Consider the following 23170-nt stretch of genomic DNA (forward strand, 5'->3'; position numbering starts at 1 on the left):
AGAGGATCGCGGGGACTAAGGAATACTTTGATGTGGGCAATCAGGGCGTGATGATCACCACGTCGTTGGCGTGAACCCGCCCGAGCACGATCCGCGCGCGCTCCTCCAGAAGATCGCGGTCGATCTGATCGCTCTTGAGGAGCGCCACCCGGTGCTCCCAGGTCGCCCGCTCGGCCTTCACGGCGTTGAGTTCCTGGGTGAGCTGGTAGGCGCGGATCTTGAGGACCTTCTTGGCCTCAAGGCCGCGGTTGCCGCTCTCGGCCTGCCACACGAAATAACCGACCACGAGCGCCGACAGGGTCCAGAGACCCAGCGGCAACACAACCATTCTGACTCGGCGGCGCACGACCATGGCGTGACCCTCGCGCGGAAAGGTTAACGGATCTCTTCGATCACGCACCGCGACCGGCACGAACAGAGGGCGAGCCTGAGGGATGGACCTGACGCATCTGAGGCGCTGGATCGCCGAACACGCCACGGCGACCGACGACCACGACACTCTGCTCTCCGGCTTCTGCGAGTCGCTGGTCGAGGCCGGCATCCCGGTCTGGCGGGTCAGCGTCATGGCGCCGGCCCTGGACCCGATGCTGCGCGGCGTCAGCCTCAACTGGCACGCGGGTGAGGGGATGTCGTTCGTGGCCAATGCCCACGGCGCCGACGAGGAGAGCGACTGGCTTCTCAGCCCGGTCTACGCCCTGGTGGAGACCGGCGAGACGTTCGGCCGCTGGCGCCTCGACGCCCCCGAGCTGGAGGCGGACTTTCCGGTCCTGAAGGCGCTGGGGGCGCAGGGCGGGGTCGACTACGTCCTGCACATCGTCGCGTTCGCCCCCGGCACGGCGCTCCAGGGCATCGCGGTCTCGTTCTGCACCCGCGAGGCCGCCGGCTTCACCGACGCGCACCTGTCGGCCATTGCGGACGTGCTGCCGTTCCTGACCCTGGCGATCGCCAAGATGGGCTTGGCCCACACCTTCCGCGAGGTGTCGGCCACCTATCTCGGCCGCTCAACCGCCGAGCGCGTCCTCGACGGCCAGATCCGGCGGGGCGAGGGACGCGCCGTGCCGGCCGCCATCCTGCTGACCGACCTGCGCGGCTTCACGGCCCTGGCCGACCGGGTGGATCCGGCCGACATGGTCACCTGGCTCAACGAGCATTTCGACGCCCTCGGCGACCCGGTGGAGCAGCACGGGGGCGAGATCCTGAAGTTCCTGGGGGACGGGTTCCTGGCGATCTTCCCGGTGCCGGACACCGGCGCCCTCCCCTGCCCGGTCTGCGGCGGCGCCCTCGATGCCGCGACCGAGGGACTCGCGGCCAATGCGGCGCTCAATGTCCGCCGCCGCGCGGCCGGGCTGCCCGAACTGCCGGCCGAGTGCGTCGTGCATTTCGGAACGGTGATCTACGGCAATGTCGGCACCGCGCGGCGGCTCGACTTCACGATCATCGGGCGGGCGGTCAACGAGGCCAGCCGGATCGAGAGCCAATGCGCGGCGCTCGGCCACGAACTCCTGGTGTCGGATGCCTTTGCCGAGCGGTGCGCGCGGCGGCTGGAGCCGGTCGGGACGATCGAGTTGCGGGGCCTGTCGCGGCCGATGCGAGTCTGGAGCGTGCCGGGGGCGTGAAAGCCGGCCTTCTCATAGAGCGCCGCACGGATGGCTCGAGGCGCCGCCCTTTTCCCGGGCGCATGCAGCGCCAGCGGAATGTGTCCCGGGATCCAGCACGGAAGGTCACGAAGCGTCCGTCTGGATTAACAAGTGCCGCGGTCGCGGCCTGTTCTTGTGCTGGCTCCCGGATCAGGTTCCGCTGACGCTTCACCTGTCCGGGAAAAGGGTCCGGTTCGTGACAGGAATGGCCCGCCTCGCTCAGGCGAGGCGGGCCTGCGCGGCTTCAGCGGCGGGCGAGCTGCTTCAGCGCCGACGGGCCGGCGTAGAGCGCCTGCGGGCCGAGGCCCTCCTCGATGCGGATCAGCTGGTTGTACTTGGCCAATCTGTCCGAGCGGGCGAGCGAGCCGGTCTTGATCTGCCCGCAATTGGTGGCGACCGCGAGGTCGGCGATGGTCGAATCCTCGGTCTCGCCGGAGCGGTGCGACATCACCGCGGTGTAGCCGGCGCGCTGGGCCATATCGACCGCCGCCAGGGTCTCGGTGAGCGTGCCGATCTGGTTGACCTTGATCAGGATCGAGTTCGCCGTACCCTCCGCGATGCCGCGGGACAGGCGCTCGACATTGGTGACGAACAGGTCGTCGCCCACGAGCTGGCAGCGATCGCCGATCTTCTCGGTCAGCAGCTTCCAGCCGGCCCAGTCGTCCTCCGACATGCCGTCCTCGATCGAGACGATCGGGTAGGCGTCGACGAGCTGGGCGAGGTAGTCGACCTGCGCCTCGATGGTCCGGCTCGTGCCCTCGCCCTCGTACGCGTAGGCGCCGTTCTTGAAGAACTCGGTGGCGGCGCAGTCGAGGGCGAGCGCCATGTCCTGGCCGGGCTTGAAGCCGGCGGCGCTGATCGCGTCCATCACGAAATCGAGGGCGGCCTCAGCGGACGGAAGATTCGGGGCGAAACCGCCCTCATCGCCGACATTGGTGTTGTGGCCGGCCTTCTTCAGCTTGCTCTTGAGGGTGTGGAACACCTCGGAGCCCATGCGCACGGCCTCGGCGAGCGAATCGGCGCCCACCGGCATGATCATGAATTCCTGGAAGTCGATCGGGTTGTCGGCATGCGCGCCGCCGTTGATGATGTTCATCATCGGCACCGGCAGCACCCGGCCCTGCACGCCGCCGACGTAGCGGTAGAGCGGCAGGCCGGAGGCCTCGGCCGCGGCCTTCGCCACCGCCAGGGACACGCCCAGGATCGCGTTCGCGCCGAGCCGCGCCTTGTTGGGCGTGCCGTCGAGCTCGATCATCGCCTCGTCGATCGCGACCTGTTCCTCGGCCTCCATGCCGCCGATCGCGTCGAGGATCTCGGTCTGTGCCGCCTCGACCGCCTTCAGCACACCCTTGCCGAGGAAGCGGTTCGTGTCGCCGTCGCGCAGCTCCACCGCCTCGTGGGCGCCCGTGGAGGCGCCCGAGGGGACCGCGGCACGGCCGAACGAGCCATCCTCTAGGATGACGTCGACCTCGACCGTGGGATTACCGCGGCTGTCGAGGATCTCGCGGGCGCTGATATTGGTGATCGCGGTCATGGAACGTCCTCTCGCGGGGCCGCTTGTCGGCGGCGGCAGCCCCGATTCGGGGTGCGGCGCATCGCGGCGGCTTATCCGTCAAGCCGCGTTCGGCGGCAAGCACCGCCGTAGGCCGTGCCTGTGCACGTGTCGTGACAGCCCGAACTGGACAGCGATCAACTAAGGGGATCCCAAAGGGCCAGCCCTTTGGCCGGGGCTTGGGGGCAGAGCCCCCAATGGACCTGGGCTCTGCCCTGGACCCGCAAAAGGGCTCAGCCCTTTTGAATCTGGAACTCTCCAGATCTATACCGCTCACATGACCGCACCTGAGACGCTCCAACTCGGCCAGCCGACGCCCTTCCCGACCTCCCCCGAGGAGGCGCGGCTCGACCGGGTCCCGAACCCGCACGCCGATACAGACTACGTAGCCCGCTTCACCGCGCCCGAATTCACCTCGATCTGCCCCGTCACCGGCCAGCCGGACTTCGCCATCCTGGTGATCGATTATGTGCCGGGGGACTGGCTGGTGGAGTCGAAGTCGCTGAAGCTCTATCTGGGCGCGTTCCGCAACCACGGCGCGTTCCACGAGGATTGCACGGTGGCGATCGGCAAGCGGCTGCGCGACCTTCTGGAGCCACGCTACCTGCGCATTGGCGGGTTCTGGTATCCCCGCGGCGGCATCCCGATCGACGTGTTCTGGCAGACGGGCGATTTGCCCAAGAACGCGTGGCTGCCCGATCCCGGAGTCCCGCCCTATCGCGGCCGGTGATGGGCGACGGATCCCGCCAAACGAAAAGGGCGACCGGCTTGCGCCGGTCGCCCCTTCACTGACGGTTACTGGATCTCAGTAGCCGTAGCCATAGTAGCCGTAGCCCGGAGCCGCGTAGCCGCCGCCGTAGACGGGCGCGTAGCCGTAGCCATAGGACGGGGCGTAGCCGTAGCCGCCACCGTAGTAGCTGTCACGGGCCGCGCCGGCGGCGATCGCGCCAGCCGCAAGGCCGGCGATGCCGAGGCCGATGGCGGCGCCGGTGCCGATGCCGCGACGGCCGCCGCGGTAGTAGCCGCCGTGACCGTAGCCGCCGTAGCCGCCATGGTAGCCGTAGGGACGTGCCTCGGCGCTGGACGTGGCGGCAACGCTGCCGAGGGCCAGAGCGGCGGCGGTGGCGATGATACCGATCTTGCGCATGATGTTCCTTCTCGATCCTCGATCGAACCTGCCCAATAACGTAGCCACCGCGGGACAGTTCCAAGTTCTCACAGGTCTTGGCGTGCGGCTCCGCACACAGTCAGTTTTATGAACCGCGGTTCATCATGCGCGATGCCTCGGCCGTACGGCGCTGCTTGCCGTTCTGAGGAGCGTCCGATCCGAAACCTTGCGAAAATATTCCGATGCGCGCGCATCTCGGCCCAATCGGGTCGCCATCCCGCGGCGTAGGGGCCGCCTCTGCTCGAAGCACGTCGAGATCGCCTCCGCCCCGTGCCGCCCTATGATGGCAGCCCTGGAGGACTGACCGCATGGATGCCCTGACCCTGATCCGCGAGACCTTCGCGCCGCTGTCCCGCAAGCGGATCCTCGACATCGGGTGTGGCGGCGGAACGCTCGCGAAACGCCTGAGTGAGGATGGTGCTGCGGTGACCGGCATCGACCCGGGCGATGCGGCGCTTGCGCAAGCCCGGGCCGCGGTCCCGGAGGCGCGGTTCGAGGCCGCCTCGGGCGAAGCCCTACCCTTCCCCGATGCCAGTTTCGACGGGGCCGTCCTGCTCAACGCCCTGCACCACGTGCCCGACCCTACCGCCGCCCTCGTCGAGGCGGCGCGCGTGCTCGTCCCGGGCGGGTCGCTCGTGGTGGTGGAACCGCTCGCGGTGGGCAGTTTCTTCGACGCCCTGCAGCCCATCGAGGACGAAACTGCGGTGCGCGCGGCCGCCCAGGACGCGATCGCGGCAGCCCTGTCCGGCGGCACGTTTGCATGCCGCCGCGACGTCACGGTCGAGCGGCGGGAGAGCTTCGCGTCCCTCGATGCCTTCCTGGCGCGGGTCTGCGCCGTGGACCCCGCCCGCGCGGCAACGGTCGAGGCCCGGCGCCCCGTCGTGGAGGCGGCATTTGAGGCTGCGGCGGAACGCGAGGCGGATGGCCGCTACGGTCTCGTCCAACCCCTGCGGATCCAGGTGCTGGCGCGCCCCTGATCGGGGTTTCGAAAGGGCGAGCCCTTTCGCGGGTCCAGGGCGGAGCCTTGGAACTCAGTCAAGGCTTTGCCCTGACAACCCACCAAAGGGCTCGCCCTTTGGAAACCCCATCTACGCGACGCGGCTCTTGGCCAGCTTATCGAAGGCGATGAGTTCGGCGAGCAGCGCCGGCAGGTCTTTCAGCGCCACCATGTTGGGGCCGTCGGAGGGCGCCCGGTCGGGGTCGGGATGGGTCTCGATGAACACCCCCGCCACCCCCACCGCCACGGCGGCCCGGGCCAGCACGGCGACGAATTCGCGCTGGCCGCCGGAGCTCGCGCCCTGGCCGCCCGGCTGCTGCACGGAATGGGTCGCGTCGAACACCACCGGCGCGCCGCCCGTCACCTGCGCCATGATCGGCAGGCTGCGCATGTCGGAGACCAGGGTGTTGTAGCCGAACGAGGCGCCTCGCTCGGTGACGATGACATTGGGATTGCCGGCCTCCGTGACCTTGGCGGCCACGTGCTTCATGTCCCAGGGCGCTAGGAACTGGCCTTTCTTGATGTTGACCGCCCGGCCAGTCGCGGCCGCCGCCAGGAGCAGGTCGGTCTGGCGGCACAGGAAGGCCGGGATCTGGAGCACGTCCACCGCCTCGGCGGCCCGGGCGCAATGCTCGGCCGCGTGCACGTCGGTCAGCACCGGCAGGCCCAGGGATTCGCGGATCTCCGCGAAGACCGGCAGCGCCTCGTCCAGGCCGACGCCGCGGGCGGCGCTGCCCGAGGTGCGGTTGGCCTTGTCGAACGAGGTTTTGAAGACGAGCCCGATCCCGGCACGCGCCGTCATCTCCTTGAGGGCAGCGGCGATCTCCAGGGCGTGGTTTCGCCCCTCCAGCTGGCACGGGCCTGCGATCAGCGCGAGCGGCAAGTGGTTGGCGAAGCGCGCTTGGCCCACCTGGACGACGGGACCGGGGTGTTCGGGATTCGACATGGGTGCGGTCTAGCCCGCACGGCGGATCCGCGAAAGCCCGGTGCGAGGCGCGACCCGGCAGACCGTGAGATCCTCCCGGAGGCCATCGGTCCGTGGGCCGATCTCGCACAGCATCGACGCGCGACCGGAGCTGCCGCGGCGCGGGGCGTTGGCCAGGAGGCTGGCCTGATGCAGCTTGAGCGCCAGCACCTCGGCGGCGGCGGGATCCGCCCCGGCCAGGGCCTGGGCCGCGCGGCCGACCAGGATGAAATAGGCCTGAGACGGCTCCCGATCCCGGGAGGCCACGGTGATCCGCGCGGGCGCCCGGCAATCGAGGCTCATCCGCTCCGCATCCTCGGCGCGGAACACCGCGTAGGGGCCGGCCCGGCCGGCGAGCGAAGCGCCGGTGTCGTGGATCACCCGGGCGGCCAGGCTATCGCACGCATCCGCGGCAAGGACCGGAGCTGTGCTGAGGCCGGTCAGGATAGCAAGCGTTAAGATCGTTTTTGTGGTTCGTGTCATTGACTCGTTCCAAATCCTTTGCAAAAGCTCATCCCAGGCTCGGCCGTAAGAAGGGTAAAATAGTCCGCGTTGTTCTTTACTTGTATCGATCTTATCTTTCGATACGTGCAGAATGACGTTGGTTTATTCCCAATATGGGCACTGTATTGTATGTGGCGAATTCATCCGGGTTGGATTGTTCTTGCCTAGTTCCGTCAATCGGCCGGTCGTCCGGTGCGGGGGCCTGAGCGGGACAGGCAGAATGCCACGCTGATCGATGAATGTCGGCCCGGAAGGTTCCGGGGATCTGCGACGGACCGATCGCTCGGACGCGTATGTAGAGGAGTTAATCGTGGAAAATGAGCTTGGAATCGTCTTCAGGTCGGTCTTGAGTGTTCGAGACACGCTCGAAGGATCGATCGCGGAGATCAAGAAGCTCGTCGGTCCGGGCCAGGAGGCTCACGCCGAAGCGATCGACTTCCTCACCTTCGCGGCCCGGCGCGCGGCGCTCTCCAGTGCGCCGCTCCTTCAGGATCTCTGGGCCCTGTTCGAACTCGGTGAGAAGCGGAACGGTTATTTCGTCGAGTTCGGTGCCGCGGACAATCGGGGTGCCAGCACCACGCGCCTGCTTGAGAAACTCTATGGCTGGCAGGGTGCGATCGCGGAACCGGCACGCAGCCGGCACGAGAAGCTGCGCGCCGACCGGACCTGCTACGTCACGAACAAGTTCATCTACACCGACGATGGCTTGAAGATCCTGTTCAACGACCCGGACAGTGCCGAAGATGCGTCGGCCGGGACTGCTCCGGCAGCGGGCACGCGGCGGGGTGGAAAGCGGTACGAGGTCGACACCATCACGCTGCGCAGCCTTCTGCAGGCGGCGGATGCGCCGCGCACGATCGACTTCCTGAGCATCAACGCCGAGGAGGATACGCTCGACCTTCTGAAGTCCTTCGATTTCGCCGAACACGATGTGACGCTGCTCTGCGTCGCGAATACCGATCCGCAGCAGAACGAAGCGCTCGCCGAACTTATGGCGCGGAAGGGGTACGAGCGCCGGTTCGCGTCGTTCTCCATGTCCGACGCTTGGTACACCAAGCGCGATCAGGCTGCCGTGGCGCAGCCGGCCGCGGCCTGAGGTTACTCCGCGCTGCCCGGGCCCGGTCGCTGACGCACCGGGCCCGCAGCATGGACAGCGCCCTCCGGATGCCCGATCTGTGCCGGCGGCGCGGCGCCTGACGCCGCTGGCATACGAGGCTCCGACGCGACCATGCTCCGACCCATCCTCGCCGCCGCGCTCCTCGCGCTGGCCTCTGCCGGCGCGGCGACGGCGGACCGTGTCGCCACCCCGGCCTTCGGACCGGAGCTGGAAGGGTTCGACTATCCCTTCCCGGTCAAGCGCTTCACCTTCCCGTCACAGCGCCAAACGCTCCAGATGGCCTATCTTGACGTGCCGGCCGGGACGCTGAACGGCCGGACCGCTGTGCTGCTCCACGGCAAGAACTTCTGCGCCGCCACCTGGGAGAGCCAGATCCGCGCGCTCAGCGCGGCCGGCTACCGGGTGATCGCGCCCGATCAGATCGGCTTCTGCAAATCGAGCAAGCCGGCGGCCTATCAGTTCACCTTCCGGCAACTCGCCGAGAACACGCACGCGCTGCTGGAGCAACTCGGGGTCGAGCGCCCGATCCTGGTCGGCCACTCGACCGGCGGCATGCTGGCCGCCCACTACGCCCTGCTCTACCCGAAGGCGGTGGAGCAGCTCGTGCTGGTCAATCCCGTCGGCTTGGAGGACTGGAGCGCCAAGGGCCTGCCGCCGATCTCCCTGGCGCAGTGGTATCAGCGGGAGCTGAAGACTTCGGCGGAATCGATCCGCGCCTACGAAACCGGGACCTATTACGCGGGCCAATGGGAGCCCCGCTACGAGCCGTGGGTGACCATGCTGGCCGGCCTCAACAGCGGGCCCGGCAAGGAGGCGGTCGCCTGGGATTCGGCGCTCGTCTACGACATGATCGTCACCGAGCCGGTGGTCTACCGGTTCCCGCAGATCGCGGTGCCGACGCTGCTGATGATCGGCCAGAAGGACAACACGGCGATCGGCAAGGACCTCGCCCCGCCGGAGGTGCGGGCGAGTCTCGGCCACTATGCCGAATTGGGCCGGGCGGCCGCGCAGGCGATCCCGGGTGCTCGGCTCGTCGAATTTCCAAACCTAGGCCACGCGCCGCAGATGTCCGACCCGGAGGGCTTCAACAAGGCGCTGATCGAGGGGATCGCGGCGCGGTGAGCGCGGATGGCCCCTTCCCTGATCCGGTTTGGCGGATCCGAGCGCCTTGATTTGGCGCCAAGGTCTTCAAAAACAAGGCGCTTTTCCCTCCCCCTTGTGGGGAGGGGCAGGGGTGAGGGTGGTTCAGGATCGAACGCAGCGGTGCCTTCTGCCCCACCCCCACCTCCAACTCCTCCCCGCAAGGGGGAGGAGAGTTCTGCCGTGGTGTTAGGCTTTCGCGACTATCAAAAATACGACTTCAGCACACCCCGGCGGCGCACGTCGAGGGTCGCGCAGTGGAACGAGCCGCCGAACGGGCCATAGCTCAGGAACGGCGCCGGGATCGGATCGAAGCCCCAATCCTTCAGCGCCTTGATCAGCGTCGGCTGGCTCTGGTCGACGACGATCTTCTTCTCGGTGATCGCGAGCACGTTGATCGAGGTCCAGGGCGAGCACATCGAGATCTTGCTCATGAAGCCCTCGACCGGGTCGGGGCGCGGGGCGATCAGCACGTCCCACTTCTTGAGCACGGCCGGCAGCTTCTCGACGTCGACGTAGTCCGGGTTCACCAGCACCTTGCCGGGGGCCAGCGGCATGAACGACGAGTCGATGTGCATCGGCTGGGGGCAGCGGCTCTCGATCTCGTGGATACGGAAGCCCGGGCCGAGGTGGCGGCGCAGCCACTCGATGCCCATCAGGTTGGTCACGTTCGAGCGGGTGACGAACAGGTCGCGGCCGCAGCGGACGAAGTCGGCGGCGTCGAAGACCGGCTCGAACTCGTTGACCGTGAACTGCATGGGTTCGCCGGCCTTCAGGTTCGGCACCCGGTAATCGTAGTTGTAGAGGTCGTCGGTCAACTGCGGACGCGGCGCCGAGGTCCAACGGGCGCCGGCGCGGAAATACTCCTTGAACAGAGACCGGTAGGCGTCGCCTTCGAAGTAGCGCGAGCGCCAGCACATCGGGCTCTCGATGATCTCGTCGCCGATGACGAGGTACGGGTCGCGCGGGCAGGCCACGCAGAAGCCCCGGGAGGACCAGCGCGGCGCCTTGAACTTCTTGGAGAAGTCTACCGTGTCGGGGCGGCGGACCTTCACGCCCTCGCCGGCCAGGATGGTGATGAAGTTGTCGAGCTCGGCTTGCGCCAGCTTCTTCATGAACCCCGGATACTTCCAGCCGCTCGCCAGCCGGTAGAACGGCTGCGCGGCGCGCGGCAGATTGAAGATCACCGTCAGGTGGTGGGTCGGGATCGTGGCGCCGTCGAGCGAGCCGACGATCACCTCCTCCAGCGGATCCCACTCGTTCCACGCCATCACGGGGGAGTGCGGGGCCGGCACGCCCGGCGCCGCTCCACCCGCATAATGGCCGGCATGCGTGTCCTCGCTCACGGCCTCGAGGGCCGTGATCGGTGATTCGCGCTCCATGACGTGTGCCCCTTCTGCGACGTGCCGCGGCCTTCTACGCAGGCGCTCTTGCGCCGCCGCCGCTTTGGCCCCCGGTGTGTTAAACGGGTGATAGACAGCGCTCATCCGTGCTGCAACGTGGCAGAAACGTTCTCGGCCCGTCGGACCTATTTCTGCCGCGACCGTGGCCGATTTCCCGCATCAAGCCTTTTGCGAGCTTGAAAGACGACAATGAAGCGCCTGACGACCTTGGCCTCGATCGCCGGTCTCTGCACGGTCGTCGGCCTGTTTATGTCCTCCGGTCTTGAGGATGTTTCGGCCGCCGTCGTCTCTGCCGGCTGGGGTACCGCCCTGGTGGTGCTGGCCCGCATCGTGGCCGTCGCCTGGGCGGGGCTCGGCTGGCAGGTGGTGTTCCCCAAAGGCGCCGCCAAGCTCGCCGATTGCGTGTCGCTCCGCTTCGTGCGCGAGGGGATCAATACGCTGCTGCCGGTGGCCACCGTCGGCGGCGATTTCGTCGGGGCGCGCCTCCTGTCCAAGCGCGGCGTGCCGGGCGCGCTCGCGGGGGCGAGCATGTTCGTCGACCTGATGACCCAGGCGCTGACGCAGCTCCTGTTCACCGTACTTGGCCTCGCCGTGCTGATCGTGATCTGCGGCGACGGGCCGATCGCGCGGACGGTCGCGGGCGGTCTCGCCCTTGCGGTGCCGGCGCTCGGCGCCTTCTACCTGATCCAGCGGCGGGCGGGGCACCGCCTGATCCAGGGCCTGCTCAGCCGCTTCGCATCGGGCCGCGAGTGGCGCGCCTTCGGGGCGATCGACCAGCTCTACGACAGTCTGCGCCGCCTCTACGCCAATCACCGCCGCTTCGCCGCCGCGCTGGGCGTCCACCTGATCGGCTGGGTGATCGGGACGCTCGAAGTCTATGTCTGCCTGCACTTCATGGGCTACCCGATCGACTTCGCGCAGGCTCTGATGATCGAGAGCTTGGCCCAGGCGGTGCGCGGCGCGGCCTTCGCGGTGCCCGGTGCCCTGGGGGCCCAGGAGGGTGGCCTGATCGCCCTGTGCGGCCTGTTCAACATCCCGGCCGAGGCGGCGCTGGCCCTCTCACTGGTCAAGCGCTTCGCCGATCTCGGGGTCGGCCTTCCGAGCCTGCTGCTCTGGCACCGGATCGAGACCAAGCTGCGCGCGGAGGCGCCGGAGGACGAGGAGCGCGAGGCGGTGGTGGACACCGCACGCAGCGCCAAGCGGGTGCCGCAGGCCGCGACGCTCGGGCCGTTCTACAGCTACGCCCCGCCCCGCATGGGCGCTCGGCTCGGCGAGGGCGAGGAGTTGAAGAAGTGCGCCTGACCCGCCGGCTCGTTGCCGCCCTGATCGCCGTTCCCCTGCTCGTCCCGGTTCCGTCCTGGGCCGCGGACGATCCCGCCGTTCAGACGGTGCGCGACCTCTACGCCGCCTTCACGGCCGCCCTGAAGGACGGCCCGGCCCCCCTGCCCGCGCGCGTCGAAGCCGTGGGTCCGGCGATGGATAAGGCCTTCGATTTCCCCGCCATGGCGCGCATCGCAGTGGGCTCGAAATGGTCGAGCTTCACCCCGGAGCAGCAGGAGGCGGTCACCGACGCGTTCAAGCGCAGCCTGACCGTCACCTACGCCAACCGCCTCGCCCGCGCGGCCGGCGGCAAGTTCGACGTCACCCCTCAGGTCGAGGAGCGCGGCGCCCAGCGGGTGGTGGCGACCCGGGTGACCACGGCGGACGGCGACGATTCCGCGGTCGACTTCGTCGTGAATGCCAATAACCGCATCCAGGACGTCCTGCTCAACGGCGACGTGAGCGAGGTCGCAGCACAGCGGACCGCTTTGTCGGTACCGCTGAAGTCGGGCGGCGCGGACGGCGCCGTGAAGTTCCTGCGCCAGCGGGCCGACGGCATGCTCGCCGCCAAGCCCACGCCGTGATCGCCGCCGAGAGTGCCGCCTTGAACCGGCCGTTCGCGGCCATCGCTGCCTGAGGCGGCGGGACGATCGCACGGACCCGATCGGATGGATGTTACCGCCCTGACGTTGCTCGCCCTCTCGTGGCTCTCGCTGCTCTGCCTGATCCTGGCGGCGGCGGGCTGCCTTTACGGGCTGGCTGCTGCCTTCTGCGCCGGCCGTTACGCGGCTCGTCCCATCCCCGCGCTGACGCCCGGCGCTCCGCGGCCCTCCGTGACGGTGCTCAAGCCCCTCTGCGGGCTGGAGCCCTCGCTCTACGGGAATCTCGAGAGTGTCCTGCGCCAGGATTATGCCGGGCCGGTCCAGATCGTGTTCGGCGTCCAGAAGGCCGCCGATCCGGCGGTCGGCGTGGTGGAGCAACTCAAGCAGGCCTATCCGGCGGCGCGCATCGACCTCGTGATCGACGCCCGGCAGCACGGCTCGAACCGCAAGGTCTCGAACCTCATCAACATGTCCGAGCGGATCGCCCACGAGGTGGTGGTGCTGGCCGACAGCGACATGGTGGTCGGTCCCGACTATCTGGAGCGCCTGGTCGCCGAGCTGTCGCAGGATGGCGTCACCGGGGTCACCTGCCTCTACCACGGGGTGCCGGCGTTCCGGGGCCTCTACGACCGGCTCTCGACGCTGGCGATCGATACGCACTTCCTGCCCAACGTCGTGATGGGCTTGAGTCTCGGGCTGGCCAAGCCCTGCTTCGGCTCCACCGTCGCTTTCACCCGGGCGAACCTGGAGGCGGTGGGCGGCTTCCGCACCTTCCGCAACGACCTCGCTGACGACTATGCCGTCGGCGCTGCGCTCCGCGGTCTCGGTGGCCGGGTGGCGATCCCGAGCTTCACCATCGGCCATACCAGCGTCGACACTGATCTCGCCGGCCTATGGCGGCACGAGCTGCGCTGGAATCGCACCATCCGCACTGTCGACCCGGCGGGCTATGCCGGCTCGATCGTCACCCACGCCTTCCCGCTCGCCGTCCTGGGTGCCGTGTTGTCCGGCGGCGGCCCGGTCGCCCTCGGGGTGGCGGTCCTGGCTCTGGCGAGCCGCATCCTCCTCTGCCGGCAGCTGGAGCGGGCCTTCAACCTCGCCCCGCACCCCTACGGACTGTTGCCGATCCGCGACAGCCTGTCCTTCCTGAACTTCGCCTGGGCCTTCGTGTCGGGGGCGGTGACATGGAAAGGTCATGATTATCACGTGGTTGCGGATGGCACCCTGATCCCCGACGCGGAGCTCGGCAGCGACGCCGGCGCGCCGCTCCGCTGAACTGACCCACTCCTCCTCCGCCCCCTCCCCCGCATTGCCCTGAGGCCTTGAACCCCATGCGCACGCTCTTCCTCCAGGCCCCCACCTTCGACGGTTTCGACGGCGGTGCCGGCTCCCGTTACCAGGCCAAGCGCGAGATCAAGTCGTTCTGGTACCCGACCTGGCTGGCCCAGCCGGCCGCCCTGGTGCCGAACTCAAAGCTGATCGACGCGCCGCCGCACAACATCAAGCTCCCCGAGATCGTGGCCCAGGCCAACGATTTCGACCTCGTCGTGCTCCACACCTCGGTGCCGTCGTTCAAGTCCGACGTGAAGACCATCGAGGCGCTCAAGGCCGCCAATCCGAAGCTGATCGCCGGTCTGATCGGCGCCAAGGTCGCGGTCGACGCCGCCGGCGCGATGGCCCAGGCTCCGGTGGTCGATTTCTGCGCCCGCAACGAGTTCGACTTCACCGTCAAGGAAGTCGCAGACGGCGTGCCGATGGCGCAGATCAAGGGTCTGTCCTATCGCGATGCCAACGGTGTCGTGGTCCACAACGAGGACCGCGAGATCATGACCGACATGGATCAGCTGCCCTTCGTCACCAGCGTCTACAAGCGCGACCTGGAGATGGAGAAGTACTTCATCGGCTACCTGAAGCACCCCTACATCTCGTTCTACTCGGGCCGGGGCTGTAAGAGTCGCTGCACCTTCTGCCTCTGGCCGCAGACGGTCGGCGGCCACACCTACCGCACCCGCTCGGTCGCCCACGTGATCGAGGAGATCAAGTACTGCCTGAAGGAGTTCCCCCAGACCAAGGAGTTCTTCTTCGACGACGACACCTTCACCGACAACCTGCCGCGCGCAGAAGAGATCGCCCGTGAGCTGGGCAAGCTCGGCGTCACGTGGTCATGCAACGCTAAGGCGAACGTGCCGCGCGAGACCCTGAAGGTGCTCAAGGAGAACGGCCTGCGCCTGCTGCTGGTCGGCTACGAGTCCGGCAACCAGACCATCCTGCACAACATCAAGAAGGGCATGCGGGTCGAGGTCGCCGAGAAGTTCACCCAGGATTGCCACGACCTCGGCATCGCCATCCACGGCACCTTCATCCTCGGCCTGCCGGGTGAGACCAAGGAGACGATCCAGGAGACGATCGCCTTCGCCAAGCGGATCAACCCGCACACGATCCAGGTCTCGCTGGCGGCGCCCTACCCGGGCACCTTCCTGTACAAGCAGGCGGTGGAGAACGGCTGGCTCGACATCGAGAACGCCGAGCTGGTCGACGAGAACGGCGTCCAGGTCGCGCCGCTGCACTACCCGCACCTCTCGCACACCGAGATTTTCACCTCGGTGGAGGAGTTCTACAAGAAGTTCTACTTCCGGGCGCCGAAGATCGCCTCGATCGTCAGCGAGATGGTGCGCTCGCCCGACATGATGAAGCGCCGCCTGCGCGAGGGCGTCGAGTTCTACCGCTTCCTCAAGGAGCGCCAGGGCACCGCCAAGGCGGCGTAAGGACAGGGGTCCGGGGCCCTCGGCCCCGGCGGGGCGTGCGGGGCGGAGCCCCGCATCCTTCCCAGGGCTCCGCCCTGGACCCGCGAGAGGGCGAGCCCTCTCGACACCCATGATCGAGGTTCTCGTGAAGCGTCTGGTCGTCACCGCGGATGATTTCGGGCTGAGCCTCGAGGTCAACGAGGCCGTCGAGCATGCGCATCGCGACGGGATCCTCACGTCGGCCAGCCTGATGGTTTCCGCCCCGGCCGCCGCCGACGCGGTGGTGCGAGCCCGCCGGTTGCCGTCCCTGCGGGTCGGGCTGCACCTCGTGTTGGTGGAGGCGTGGCCGACTCTGCCGGCCGCCGAACTGCCTGACCTGACCGACGCGGCCGGCCTGATGCGGTCCGATATGGGCCGTCTCGGCCTCGACTTCGCCCGCAAGCCCGCCGCCCGGCGCCAGCTCGCCGCCGAGATCAGGGCGCAGTTCGAGGCCTATCGGGCCACCGGCCTGCCGCTGGACCACGTCGACGCCCACAAGCATTTCCACGTCCACCCGCTGATCGCCGGGGCGGTGCTGCGCATCGGCCGCGACTTCGGGATGCGCGCCCTGCGGGTGCCCCGTGAGCCGCGAGAGATCCTGCGCTGCGCCGAGCCCGGCGCCCGCCCTCGCCCGGCCCTCGACATCGCCCCCTGGGCGGCTCTGCTCGCTGTCCGCGCCCGGCAGGCCGGCCTGCTGATCCCGGATCGGACGCTCGGCCTCGCATGGTCCGGCGCCATGACGCCCGACCGCGTGGCGGCGCTCCTGCGGCATCTCCCGGATGGGTTGACCGAACTCTATACGCATCCGGCCACTGCGAGTGGCTTCGCAGGCCAGGCACCGGGCTATCGATACGCTGACGAGCGGGATGCGCTGGTGGCGCCCGCCGCCCGGGCGGCGGCCGACGCATCCGGCGCGGTACGCGGCGGATTCTCCGATTTCCTCGGTTGACCGGCCTAGTTGTCTGACTTTAGTCAGATAATATGAAGACGATCGAAATTGCCCGCGTCCGCCGGTTCGCGCGTGCCGTTACCGCAAAGGTCGGAGCGCTCGATTCCTCATTCCTGGGCCGCGGCCGCCCCTTGGGCGCAGCGCGTGTCCTGAACGCCATCGGGGCCGGCCGCACCGAGGTCGGCGAAATTCGTGGCTATCTTGGCCTCGATTCCGGCCTGATGAGTCGTCTCCTGCGAGGTCTCGAGGATGAGGGGCTCATCGTGACGGCGCCGCATCCTGCGGATGCCCGACGTCGGGTCGCGTCCTTGACCGAGGCGGGGCGGCGCGAGTTCGAGGCCTATGAGGCGCTGTCGGATGCCCGTGCTGTCGATCTTCTCGAACGTGCACCGCAGGCGGATGCCCTCCTGCACGCTATGGATCGGGTCGCTCTCGCCCTGAGCCGCGACTCCATTGCGATCGAGGAATCCGATCCCACGAGTGAGCCTGCCCGCGCCTGCCTCGCCGCCTACTACGCCGAACTGGTGACCCGCTTCGCCGGCGGGTTCGACGTCGCCCTGTCCTGCGACCCGGAGGCGGCCGCCATGGTGCGGCCCCGCGGCACCTTCCTGCTCGCCGTCGCGGACGGACTCCCGGTCGGCTGCGTCGGCCTAAAGGGCAGCTGTGGCCCCGTGGCGGAGATCAAGCGGCTCTGGATCGACCCCGCCGCCCGGGGCCTCGGCCTCGCCAAGCGCCTGATGCAGGCGGCCGAGACGGCAGCCCGAGACCTCGGCATCCAGACGCTGCGGCTCGACACCAACAGCGCCCTTCCCGAAGCGCTTGCGCTCTACCGGAAGGCGGGCTGGATCGAGATCGACCGCTTCAACGACGACCCCTACCCGGACCACTTCTTCGAGAAGGCGCTCTGATCGGCTACTTGGCCGGCACCGGATCCTTCAACCCGGTGCTCTTCCGCAACGCTGCACCGACAGCCTTCTCGGCGTCTGGGCGATCTTCGTCGGGCTGAGCGGGCGGCTCGCCCAGCGTCGCCGGCACCACGAAGAACGCTGCCACCAAGGTGAAGAACAGCGACAACGCGAGCAGCTTGCCCATGCTCGCCGTGCCCGGATGGCTCGACAGGACCAGCGACCCGAAGGCGCTGCCCGTGGTCAGCGCCGAGAAGAAAATCGCTCGGGTCAGGCTGGAAGCGAGCATGTCGGTCACGCCCGCCCGCCACGCGATCACGTAGTAGATGTGGAACGCCACACCGACCGCCAGCATCAGCGGCAGCGCGATGATGTTGGCGAAGTTGAGCGGCATACCGACGATGCGCATCGCCATCAGCGTCCAGAGGGTCGCGATCACCAGCGGACCCAGCGTCATCGCCACGTCCCACGGCTTGCGCAGCGCGACCGACAGGATGACGAAGATCAGCACGAGGGCCGTCACCGCCGCCTGCACGAAGGCGCCCAGGATCGTGTAGCTCGACTGGGTCGTGGCCACCGGCGCACCTGTGGCGTGGGGGGCGACCTTCAGAACCTCATCCGAGAAGCGGCGCAGCACGGCGTCGTCGTTCGAATCGCCCTTCGGATGAACCTCGATGCGCGCGCGCCCATCGGCCGCGACCCAGTCGGCCTTCAACTGCGGCGGCAGGTTGTCCAGGGTGATCTTTTCGGGGTGCAGCAGGTCGCGCAGGCGTGCCAGCAGCGGCCCGAGATCCTTGGTCAGGGCGACGGAGGCCGCCTCGCGCTGCGGCACCGCGCCGGAGGCGAGCGTGTCGAGGGTGCCGGCGAGCTGCTTGGCAGCCTGCGCCCCCGTCTGGTCGCCCTTGGCATCGTTCGAGACGCCGTTCAGCGCCGTCGCGGCATCCTTGAGCGCCTTGACGTTGTCGGCGTCGGTGGGCGGCGGCGGCCGGCGGCCCGGGTTGAGCACCGGATCGAGGAGCTGCGCCGTGTCGGCGATCTGCGCGAGCTTCTTGTCCTGGTCGCGCGGCACGAAAGTGTCGATGCTGTTGACCGAGGCGGAGACCGGCAGCGCCATCAGCGTCTTCGACAGCGCCGGGACGGACTCGACGCTCGGTGCCAGCACGTCGATGAAGTTCGGGCTGGTCTCGGGGTTCTTGATCAGATCGAGATAGGTCGCGATCGACTGCGTCTTCGCGCTGCGCAGGTGCATCGGGTTGGAATCAAACGGCAGGTGCCAGAGCAGCGGCGCGCCCGCGAGCGTGATCAGGCCGACCGCGATCAGGATCGGCTTGCGATGCTGGATGATCCAGGGATCGACGCCGACCAGCCAGTCGGTCTGCACCGCGGCCTTCTCGGCCTTGGGATTGAACACGGCGATCAGGGCCGGGAGCAGCGTCAGGGCGAACAGGTAGGCCACGATCATGCCGACGCCGGCGATGAGGCCCAGTTCGGACACGCCGCGGAAGGCCGTCGGCAGGAAGGCGAAGAAGCCGGCCAGCAGCGAGATGGCCGCGAGCGTCAGCGACCAGCCGACGCCGCGGGCCGCGGCACGGAGCGCGGCGCCGATCTCGGGCTGCTCGAAGCGGTCGGCCCGGTAGCGCACGGCGAACTGGATTCCGAAATCGATGCCGAGCCCCACGAACAGCGCCGCGAAGGCCACCGAGATCGGGTTGAGTTCGCCGACCATCGCCAGTCCGAGGCCCGCGGTGACGATCAGGCCCGCGAAGGTCGTGATCAGCACGGCCGAAACCAGGGGGGCGGAGCGCAGGGCGAGCCAGATGAACAGGACGATCGCGCCGACCGTGACGCTGTAATTGACGCCCGCATCTTCCGAGAGCGTCGCGAATTCCTCGTCGGCCACCGCCACCGTGCCGGTCAGCCGCATGCGCAGGCCGTGCTCGGTATCGATCCTGAGATCCTGGGCGACGTTCCGAATCAGCTTGGTCGCCTGGTAGCCGGGCTCCAGGGCATTGAAGTCCAGCACCGGCTGGATGACCACGAACTTCATCTTGTCGGTGACGCTGCTCTGGCCGTTGGAGAGCAGCTCCTGCCAGGACATCCGCGCCGGCTGGCCGGCCAGCACCTTCTTCAGGGTGGCATCGATCTGCCCCATGGGCTTCTCGAGATCCTCGAGCTTGGCGTCTCCGGTCTTCACGCCGCGGGCGCCCAGCGTCAGAACCCGCATCACGCCGCGCAGCGACGGGTCGGCGGCGAGCGGGCCGAGCAGCCCCTGCTGCTGGGTCAGCGACTCGAGGGTCTTATCGAGCTCAGCCTGGGACATCAGCAGCAGGCCGTTCTTGTCGAAGAACGGTCCGCCATCCGGCCGATAGACCGTCTCGATCAGGTTTTTATGTGCGGTCAGCGCCTTGGCGAGGTTGGCGGCCGCCTCCTCGGTCTCCTCGGGCGTCTGCCCGTCGATAACCGCCACGATGGTGTTCGACCGCTGCGGGAAGGCCTGCTCGAAATTGATCTCGTCCTGACGCCAGGGCTCCTTCGGATCAATCAGGCGCTCGACATCGGTGTTGATCCGGAACAGATGCGCCGCCACCCCGGCGCTCGCGACCGTGACGAACGCCACGATGGCGATCACGATCCACCGATACCGTACCGAGAACGCGACGAGACTTTCGATCACGAGCACCCTGCCTGTTCGCCCCGGACACGCACACGGCGCGGCCGACACATACCATCGAACATATCGAACGCCTCGGGATCCCGGAGACCGGCTCCGGCAGGGCTCAGTGCCCGCGTGCCAATCGCCCCGCAATCCGTTCGGATGCGGACCGGGGTCGAGGAACGCCGCGTGGTCCGCCCCGGACGCACGAAACGCGTCCACTCGCCGATCGCGGCCGAAATGGATCGCGGCGCCGCCATCCACCCTAGGCCACGGCTCGGGCCACGGCTTGCATCGCTGCCCCGAGGTTCAGTAAAGAGGGTGGTGCCAGATTGCAACGCGGCCGACCCGGTCCGGTCGCCGGGGAGGATATGTGCGCTGGCGCACGGCGACTGTTGCATCGCGGCCGGAATTCCGGATGTCCGGTCGCATTGCCGACGCAATGCACGTGCTGTCCTCAACGTCTGAATGTACCTGCCCACGAGGCCGCGATAAGCGGCTCATGTGGCACCGTTGCGTCAGGCGCGGAATAAGATGTCATCGTGCCGCCGAAACAGGGCCGATTGAGATTAGTTCCAAGCTAGATCGCTGGAAATCGCGTTTTTTTTCGTGTTAAGCACCCCGATGCCTCCGGGGCCGACGAAGTGAAGGAGCCGCTATCTTGGGTATCCCCCTCCGGTACGTCGCGAAGATCGGCGGCTATATCCTGAAACAGCACCTGACGGGTCGCAAACGCTACCCGCTCGTGATGATGATGGAGCCGCTGTTCCGCTGCAATCTCGCTTGCGCCGGCTGCGGGAAGATCGATTACCCGGACGAGATCCTGAACAAGCGGCTGCCGGTCGCCGACGCGCTCGAGTCGGTGCGCGAGTGCGGCGCGCCCGTGGTGGTGATCGCCGGCGGCGAGCCGCTCCTGCACAAGGACCTGCCGCAGATCGTCGAGGGCATCATCGCCCAGAAGAAGTTCGCGATCGTGTGCACGAACGCGCTGCTCCTTGAGAAGAAGATCAAGGAGTACAAGCCGAGCCCGTACTTCACGTGGTCGATCCATCTGGACGGCGACAAGGAGATGCATGACCAGTCGGTCTGCCAGCGCGGCGTCTACGACAAGGCGGTGGCGGCAATCGCGAAGGCTAAGGAGATGGGCTTCCGCGTCACCATCAACTGCACCTTCTTCAACAATTCCCAGCCGGAGAAGATCGCCGACTTCTTCGACAGCGTGACCCGCATGGGCATCGACGGCATCACCGTCTCCCCGGGCTACGCCTACGAGCGCGCGCCGGATCAGAAGCACTTCCTGAACCGCAAGGCGACGAAGGATCTGTTCCGCGGCGTGTTCCGGCACGGCAAGGAGAAGGGCCGCGAGAAGTGGACCTTCCAGCAGTCGGGCCTGTTCCTCGACTTCCTAGCCGGCAACCAGACCTACCATTGCACCCCGTGGGGCAACCCGACCCGCACCGTGTTCGGCTGGCAGAAGCCCTGCTACCTGCTCGGCGAGGGCTACGCGGCGACCTTCAAGGAGTTGATGGAGGAGACCGACTGGGATTCCTACGGCACCGGCAACTACGAGAAGTGCGCCGACTGCATGGTCCATTCGGGCTACGAGGCCTCCTCGGTGGTCGATTCGGTCCGCAAGCCGTGGAAGCCGCTGGTCCACGCCATCCGCGGCATCAAGACCGACGGTGCCATGGCCCCCGAGGTCAGCCTGGAGAACCAGCGCCCGGCCGAGTTCGTGTTCTCGCGCAACGTCGCGCAGAAGCTGTCCGAGATCAAAGCGGCCGGCGTCGACACGAAGCAGGAAGCCCGCAAGCGCACCGCCGCCTGAGCGGCGCAGCACGGACGGAATTCGAACCCGCGGCCGAGAGGCCGCGGGTTTTGCTTTTCCGGGGTTTAGTAGGGCCGAGTCTGCGGCAGGCCCCTATCTGACGCGCACTTCCGTCCCGGGCAGGTGGAGCGCCAGCGGAACCTGATCCGGGATCTGGTTCAGGAAACGCCGCGTCAGCGGCCCGAGTTGATCCCGAACGACGCTTCGCGACGTCTTGTGCCGGGTCCCAGGTCGCATTCCGCTGACGCTGCATGCGCCCGTGAAAAGGTTCGGGTCGTGGGCTGACCGGAGCTTGGAAGCAATCAGCTGCCGCGCAAAGCTTCCAGAACCTTGCCGCCGGGTCGGCCGGTCGGGGTCATGCCGAGCCGGCGCTCCACGTCCTTGATGGCGTCGCGCGTCTTCTGGCCGACCTTGCCGTCCGGCTCGCCGACATCGTAGCCGCGGGCCGCCAGCCGGGTCTGGAGATCGCGCCGCTCGGCGCGGGACAGGGGCGGATCGTCGGTCGGCCACGCCGCCTGGACGCCTGCCTTCCCGCGCAGCCGGTCCGAGAGAACCGCGATGGCGAGGCCGTAGGATTCGGCGGCGTTGTACGAGTAGATCGCGTCGAAGTTCTTGGTGACCAGGAAGGCCGGGCCGTCGATCCCGGCCGGCGCGATGATCCCGGCGGGCCCCTCCCCCGAGAGCGGGCGGCCGTCCGCGCGGGTCACGCCGAGCGAGGCCCAATGGGTGATCGGCTTCTTGTTCTTGCGCCCGGCGGACGCGACGCTGAAGCCGCGCGGCAGCTTCACCTCGTAGCCCCAGACCTGCCCGTTCTGCCACTTGGCGACGTGCAAAAAGTTCGCCGTGGAGGCGACCGCGTCGGCCACCGAATCGACCACGTCGCGCCTCCCGTCGCCGTCACCGTCGACGGCGAGGCGGTGATAGGTGGTCGGCATGAACTGGGTCTGGCCGAAGGCCCCCGCCCAGGAGCCGGTGAGCCGCTCCGGCGCGATGTCGCCCCGCTCGATGATCCGCAGCGTGGCAATCAATTCGCCGCGGAAGAAATCGCGGCGGCGGTTGCCGGAGCAGGCCAGCGTCGCGAGCGACTGGACCAGCGGCATCTTGCCGAGGTTCTTGCCGAAGTTCGATTCGACCCCCCAGACCGCCGCGATCGTATAGCGGTCGACGCCGTAGCGCGCCTCGGCCTGTGCGAGGGCGGCCGCGTTCTGGCGCATCGCCGCCCGCCCGTCCTCGACGCGCTCGTCATCGACCAGGGCGGCCATGTAGTCCCAGATCGGCGTCTTGAACTCGGGCTGCGCCTGGGACAGCTCGATCACCTTGTCGTCGAAGCTGATGCCGCTGGTCGCCGACCGGAAGGTCTGGGCCGACACGCCGGCCGCCGCCGCCTGGGCCTGGATGCCGGCGAGGCAGCTGTCGAAATCCGCCCGCGCCGGCTGGCTCGCGGCGCCCACGGTGAGGAGACCGAACCCGAGCGCGAGGCCCGGCCCGAAGCACTGATGGCGCATCCTGGCGTTCCCGTTTCTCGCCCGCATTGTAGCGGCCGGATCAGGCAGCACGAGGGTTAACGGCGCGTTAGCGCGGACCGTCCGATGCGCCAGGGCCCAGCCCCGGCAACCCGCCAAAGGGCTGAGCCCTTTGGGATCCCCGTCCG

Annotated in this window: 19 protein-coding genes and 1 pseudogene; 12 read left to right on the top strand and 8 right to left on the bottom strand. The window is 68.1% G+C overall.

Annotated elements, in window-relative coordinates; genetic code table 11:
* Positions 1-40 precede the first annotated feature (40 nt).
* A complete protein-coding gene (locus MKK84_RS35200; RefSeq protein ID WP_243927681.1) occupies positions 41-352 on the bottom strand; it encodes an FtsB family cell division protein in 312 nt (103 codons plus the stop codon).
* A gap of 82 nt (positions 353-434) precedes the next feature.
* Between MKK84_RS35200 and MKK84_RS35205 the strand changes: the two genes are divergently transcribed.
* Positions 435-1616 carry an adenylate/guanylate cyclase domain-containing protein gene (locus tag MKK84_RS35205; protein ID WP_243927683.1) on the top strand — a complete coding sequence of 394 codons (1182 nt, stop codon included), beginning with the start codon at positions 435-437 and terminating at the stop codon, positions 1614-1616.
* 265 nt (positions 1617-1881) lie between these two features.
* On the opposite strand, the gene eno is transcribed toward MKK84_RS35205, so the two are convergent.
* Entirely contained in the window at positions 1882-3171 is a 1290-nt protein-coding gene (gene eno / locus MKK84_RS35210; protein ID WP_243927685.1) for a phosphopyruvate hydratase, read from the bottom strand.
* A gap of 295 nt (positions 3172-3466) precedes the next feature.
* On the opposite strand from eno, the gene queF reads away from it, so the two are divergent.
* Entirely contained in the window at positions 3467-3919 is a 453-nt protein-coding gene (gene queF, locus MKK84_RS35215; RefSeq protein WP_243927687.1) for a preQ(1) synthase, read from the top strand.
* 75 nt (positions 3920-3994) lie between these two features.
* On the opposite strand, the gene MKK84_RS35220 is transcribed toward queF, so the two are convergent.
* Positions 3995-4336, bottom strand: coding sequence for a hypothetical protein (locus MKK84_RS35220; protein WP_243927689.1), 342 nt, complete (start codon positions 4334-4336; stop codon positions 3995-3997).
* 326 nt (positions 4337-4662) lie between these two features.
* Between MKK84_RS35220 and MKK84_RS35225 the strand changes: the two are divergent.
* A pseudogene (locus MKK84_RS35225) lies at positions 4663-5334 on the top strand (class I SAM-dependent methyltransferase); the annotation flags it as partial.
* Between the two features lie 111 nt (positions 5335-5445).
* Here MKK84_RS35225 and kdsA read toward each other — a convergent pair.
* Both kdsA and MKK84_RS35235 read right to left on the bottom strand, forming a co-directional pair.
* Positions 5446-6300, bottom strand: a complete 855-nt coding sequence (gene kdsA, locus MKK84_RS35230) for a 3-deoxy-8-phosphooctulonate synthase (RefSeq protein ID WP_243927693.1) — start codon at positions 6298-6300, stop codon at positions 5446-5448.
* A gap of 9 nt (positions 6301-6309) precedes the next feature.
* Complete coding sequence (locus MKK84_RS35235) at positions 6310-6699, bottom strand: hypothetical protein (protein WP_243927695.1); 390 nt, start codon at positions 6697-6699, stop codon at positions 6310-6312.
* Between the two features lie 433 nt (positions 6700-7132).
* Here MKK84_RS35235 and MKK84_RS35240 point away from each other — a divergent pair, with 433 nt between their 5' ends.
* The gene (locus MKK84_RS35240; RefSeq protein ID WP_243927697.1) at positions 7133-7918 is read left to right on the top strand and encodes an FkbM family methyltransferase; all 786 of its coding nucleotides are present in this window, start codon (positions 7133-7135) and stop codon (positions 7916-7918) included.
* A gap of 132 nt (positions 7919-8050) precedes the next feature.
* Positions 8051-9061 (top strand): alpha/beta fold hydrolase, encoded by a 1011-nt coding sequence (locus MKK84_RS35245; RefSeq protein ID WP_243927698.1) that lies wholly within the window; start codon positions 8051-8053, stop codon positions 9059-9061.
* A 224-nt stretch (positions 9062-9285) separates the two neighbouring features.
* Here MKK84_RS35245 and MKK84_RS35250 read toward each other — a convergent pair whose 3' ends face one another.
* Positions 9286-10461 (bottom strand): amidinotransferase, encoded by a 1176-nt coding sequence (locus MKK84_RS35250; protein WP_243927700.1) that lies wholly within the window; start codon positions 10459-10461, stop codon positions 9286-9288.
* A gap of 210 nt (positions 10462-10671) precedes the next feature.
* Here MKK84_RS35250 and MKK84_RS35255 point away from each other — a divergent pair, with 210 nt between their 5' ends.
* The 6 genes from MKK84_RS35255 (at position 10672) to MKK84_RS35280 (ending at position 17044) form a co-directional block, all read left to right on the top strand.
* A complete protein-coding gene (locus tag MKK84_RS35255) occupies positions 10672-11784 on the top strand; it encodes a flippase-like domain-containing protein (RefSeq protein WP_243927702.1) in 1113 nt (370 codons plus the stop codon).
* Positions 11775-12386, top strand: a complete 612-nt coding sequence (locus tag MKK84_RS35260; RefSeq protein ID WP_243927703.1) for a phospholipid-binding protein MlaC — start codon at positions 11775-11777, stop codon at positions 12384-12386. Before MKK84_RS35255 ends, MKK84_RS35260 begins: the two co-directional genes overlap by 10 nt.
* Before the next feature lie 84 nt (positions 12387-12470).
* Complete coding sequence (gene hpnI / locus MKK84_RS35265; RefSeq protein WP_243927705.1) at positions 12471-13679, top strand: bacteriohopanetetrol glucosamine biosynthesis glycosyltransferase HpnI; 1209 nt, start codon at positions 12471-12473, stop codon at positions 13677-13679.
* Positions 13680-13735: 56 nt separating this feature from the next.
* Positions 13736-15169, top strand: a complete 1434-nt coding sequence (gene hpnJ / locus MKK84_RS35270) for a hopanoid biosynthesis associated radical SAM protein HpnJ (RefSeq protein WP_210027513.1) — start codon at positions 13736-13738, stop codon at positions 15167-15169.
* Positions 15170-15293: 124 nt separating this feature from the next.
* On the top strand, positions 15294-16136 hold the full coding sequence (gene hpnK, locus MKK84_RS35275) for a hopanoid biosynthesis-associated protein HpnK (RefSeq protein ID WP_243927742.1): 843 nt from the start codon (positions 15294-15296) through the stop codon (positions 16134-16136).
* Between the two features lie 32 nt (positions 16137-16168).
* Entirely contained in the window at positions 16169-17044 is an 876-nt protein-coding gene (locus MKK84_RS35280) for a helix-turn-helix domain-containing GNAT family N-acetyltransferase (protein ID WP_243927707.1), read from the top strand.
* Between the two features lie 4 nt (positions 17045-17048).
* Here MKK84_RS35280 and MKK84_RS35285 read toward each other — a convergent pair whose 3' ends face one another.
* Positions 17049-19715 (bottom strand): MMPL family transporter, encoded by a 2667-nt coding sequence (locus MKK84_RS35285; protein WP_243927744.1) that lies wholly within the window; start codon positions 19713-19715, stop codon positions 17049-17051.
* A gap of 640 nt (positions 19716-20355) precedes the next feature.
* On the opposite strand from MKK84_RS35285, the gene hpnH reads away from it, so the two are divergent.
* Positions 20356-21519 (top strand): adenosyl-hopene transferase HpnH, encoded by a 1164-nt coding sequence (hpnH, locus tag MKK84_RS35290; RefSeq protein WP_243927709.1) that lies wholly within the window; start codon positions 20356-20358, stop codon positions 21517-21519.
* 302 nt (positions 21520-21821) lie between these two features.
* Here hpnH and MKK84_RS35295 read toward each other — a convergent pair whose 3' ends face one another.
* The gene (locus tag MKK84_RS35295) at positions 21822-23024 is read right to left on the bottom strand and encodes a lytic murein transglycosylase (protein ID WP_243927711.1); all 1203 of its coding nucleotides are present in this window, start codon (positions 23022-23024) and stop codon (positions 21822-21824) included.
* Between the last annotated feature and the right edge of the window lie 146 nt (positions 23025-23170).

Origin of the sequence: Methylobacterium sp. E-065, from assembly GCF_022829605.1 — a bacterium.
Taxonomy (GTDB): Bacteria; Pseudomonadota; Alphaproteobacteria; order Rhizobiales; family Beijerinckiaceae; genus Methylobacterium.

Coding starts and splice junctions, on each gene's coding strand:
- MKK84_RS35250 (WP_243927700.1), bottom strand. CDS start 10,461: ATGGAGCGCGAATCACCGATCACGGCCCTCGAGGCCGTGAGCGAGGAC.
- MKK84_RS35200 (WP_243927681.1), bottom strand. CDS start 352: ATGGTCGTGCGCCGCCGAGTCAGAATGGTTGTGTTGCCGCTGGGTCTC.
- hpnI (WP_243927705.1), top strand. CDS start 12,471: ATGGATGTTACCGCCCTGACGTTGCTCGCCCTCTCGTGGCTCTCGCTG.
- MKK84_RS35280 (WP_243927707.1), top strand. CDS start 16,169: ATGAAGACGATCGAAATTGCCCGCGTCCGCCGGTTCGCGCGTGCCGTT.
- queF (WP_243927687.1), top strand. CDS start 3,467: ATGACCGCACCTGAGACGCTCCAACTCGGCCAGCCGACGCCCTTCCCG.
- eno (WP_243927685.1), bottom strand. CDS start 3,171: ATGACCGCGATCACCAATATCAGCGCCCGCGAGATCCTCGACAGCCGC.
- MKK84_RS35295 (WP_243927711.1), bottom strand. CDS start 23,024: ATGCGCCATCAGTGCTTCGGGCCGGGCCTCGCGCTCGGGTTCGGTCTC.
- kdsA (WP_243927693.1), bottom strand. CDS start 6,300: ATGTCGAATCCCGAACACCCCGGTCCCGTCGTCCAGGTGGGCCAAGCG.
- hpnJ (WP_210027513.1), top strand. CDS start 13,736: ATGCGCACGCTCTTCCTCCAGGCCCCCACCTTCGACGGTTTCGACGGC.
- MKK84_RS35245 (WP_243927698.1), top strand. CDS start 8,051: ATGCTCCGACCCATCCTCGCCGCCGCGCTCCTCGCGCTGGCCTCTGCC.
- MKK84_RS35255 (WP_243927702.1), top strand. CDS start 10,672: ATGAAGCGCCTGACGACCTTGGCCTCGATCGCCGGTCTCTGCACGGTC.
- MKK84_RS35220 (WP_243927689.1), bottom strand. CDS start 4,336: ATGCGCAAGATCGGTATCATCGCCACCGCCGCCGCTCTGGCCCTCGGC.
- MKK84_RS35205 (WP_243927683.1), top strand. CDS start 435: ATGGACCTGACGCATCTGAGGCGCTGGATCGCCGAACACGCCACGGCG.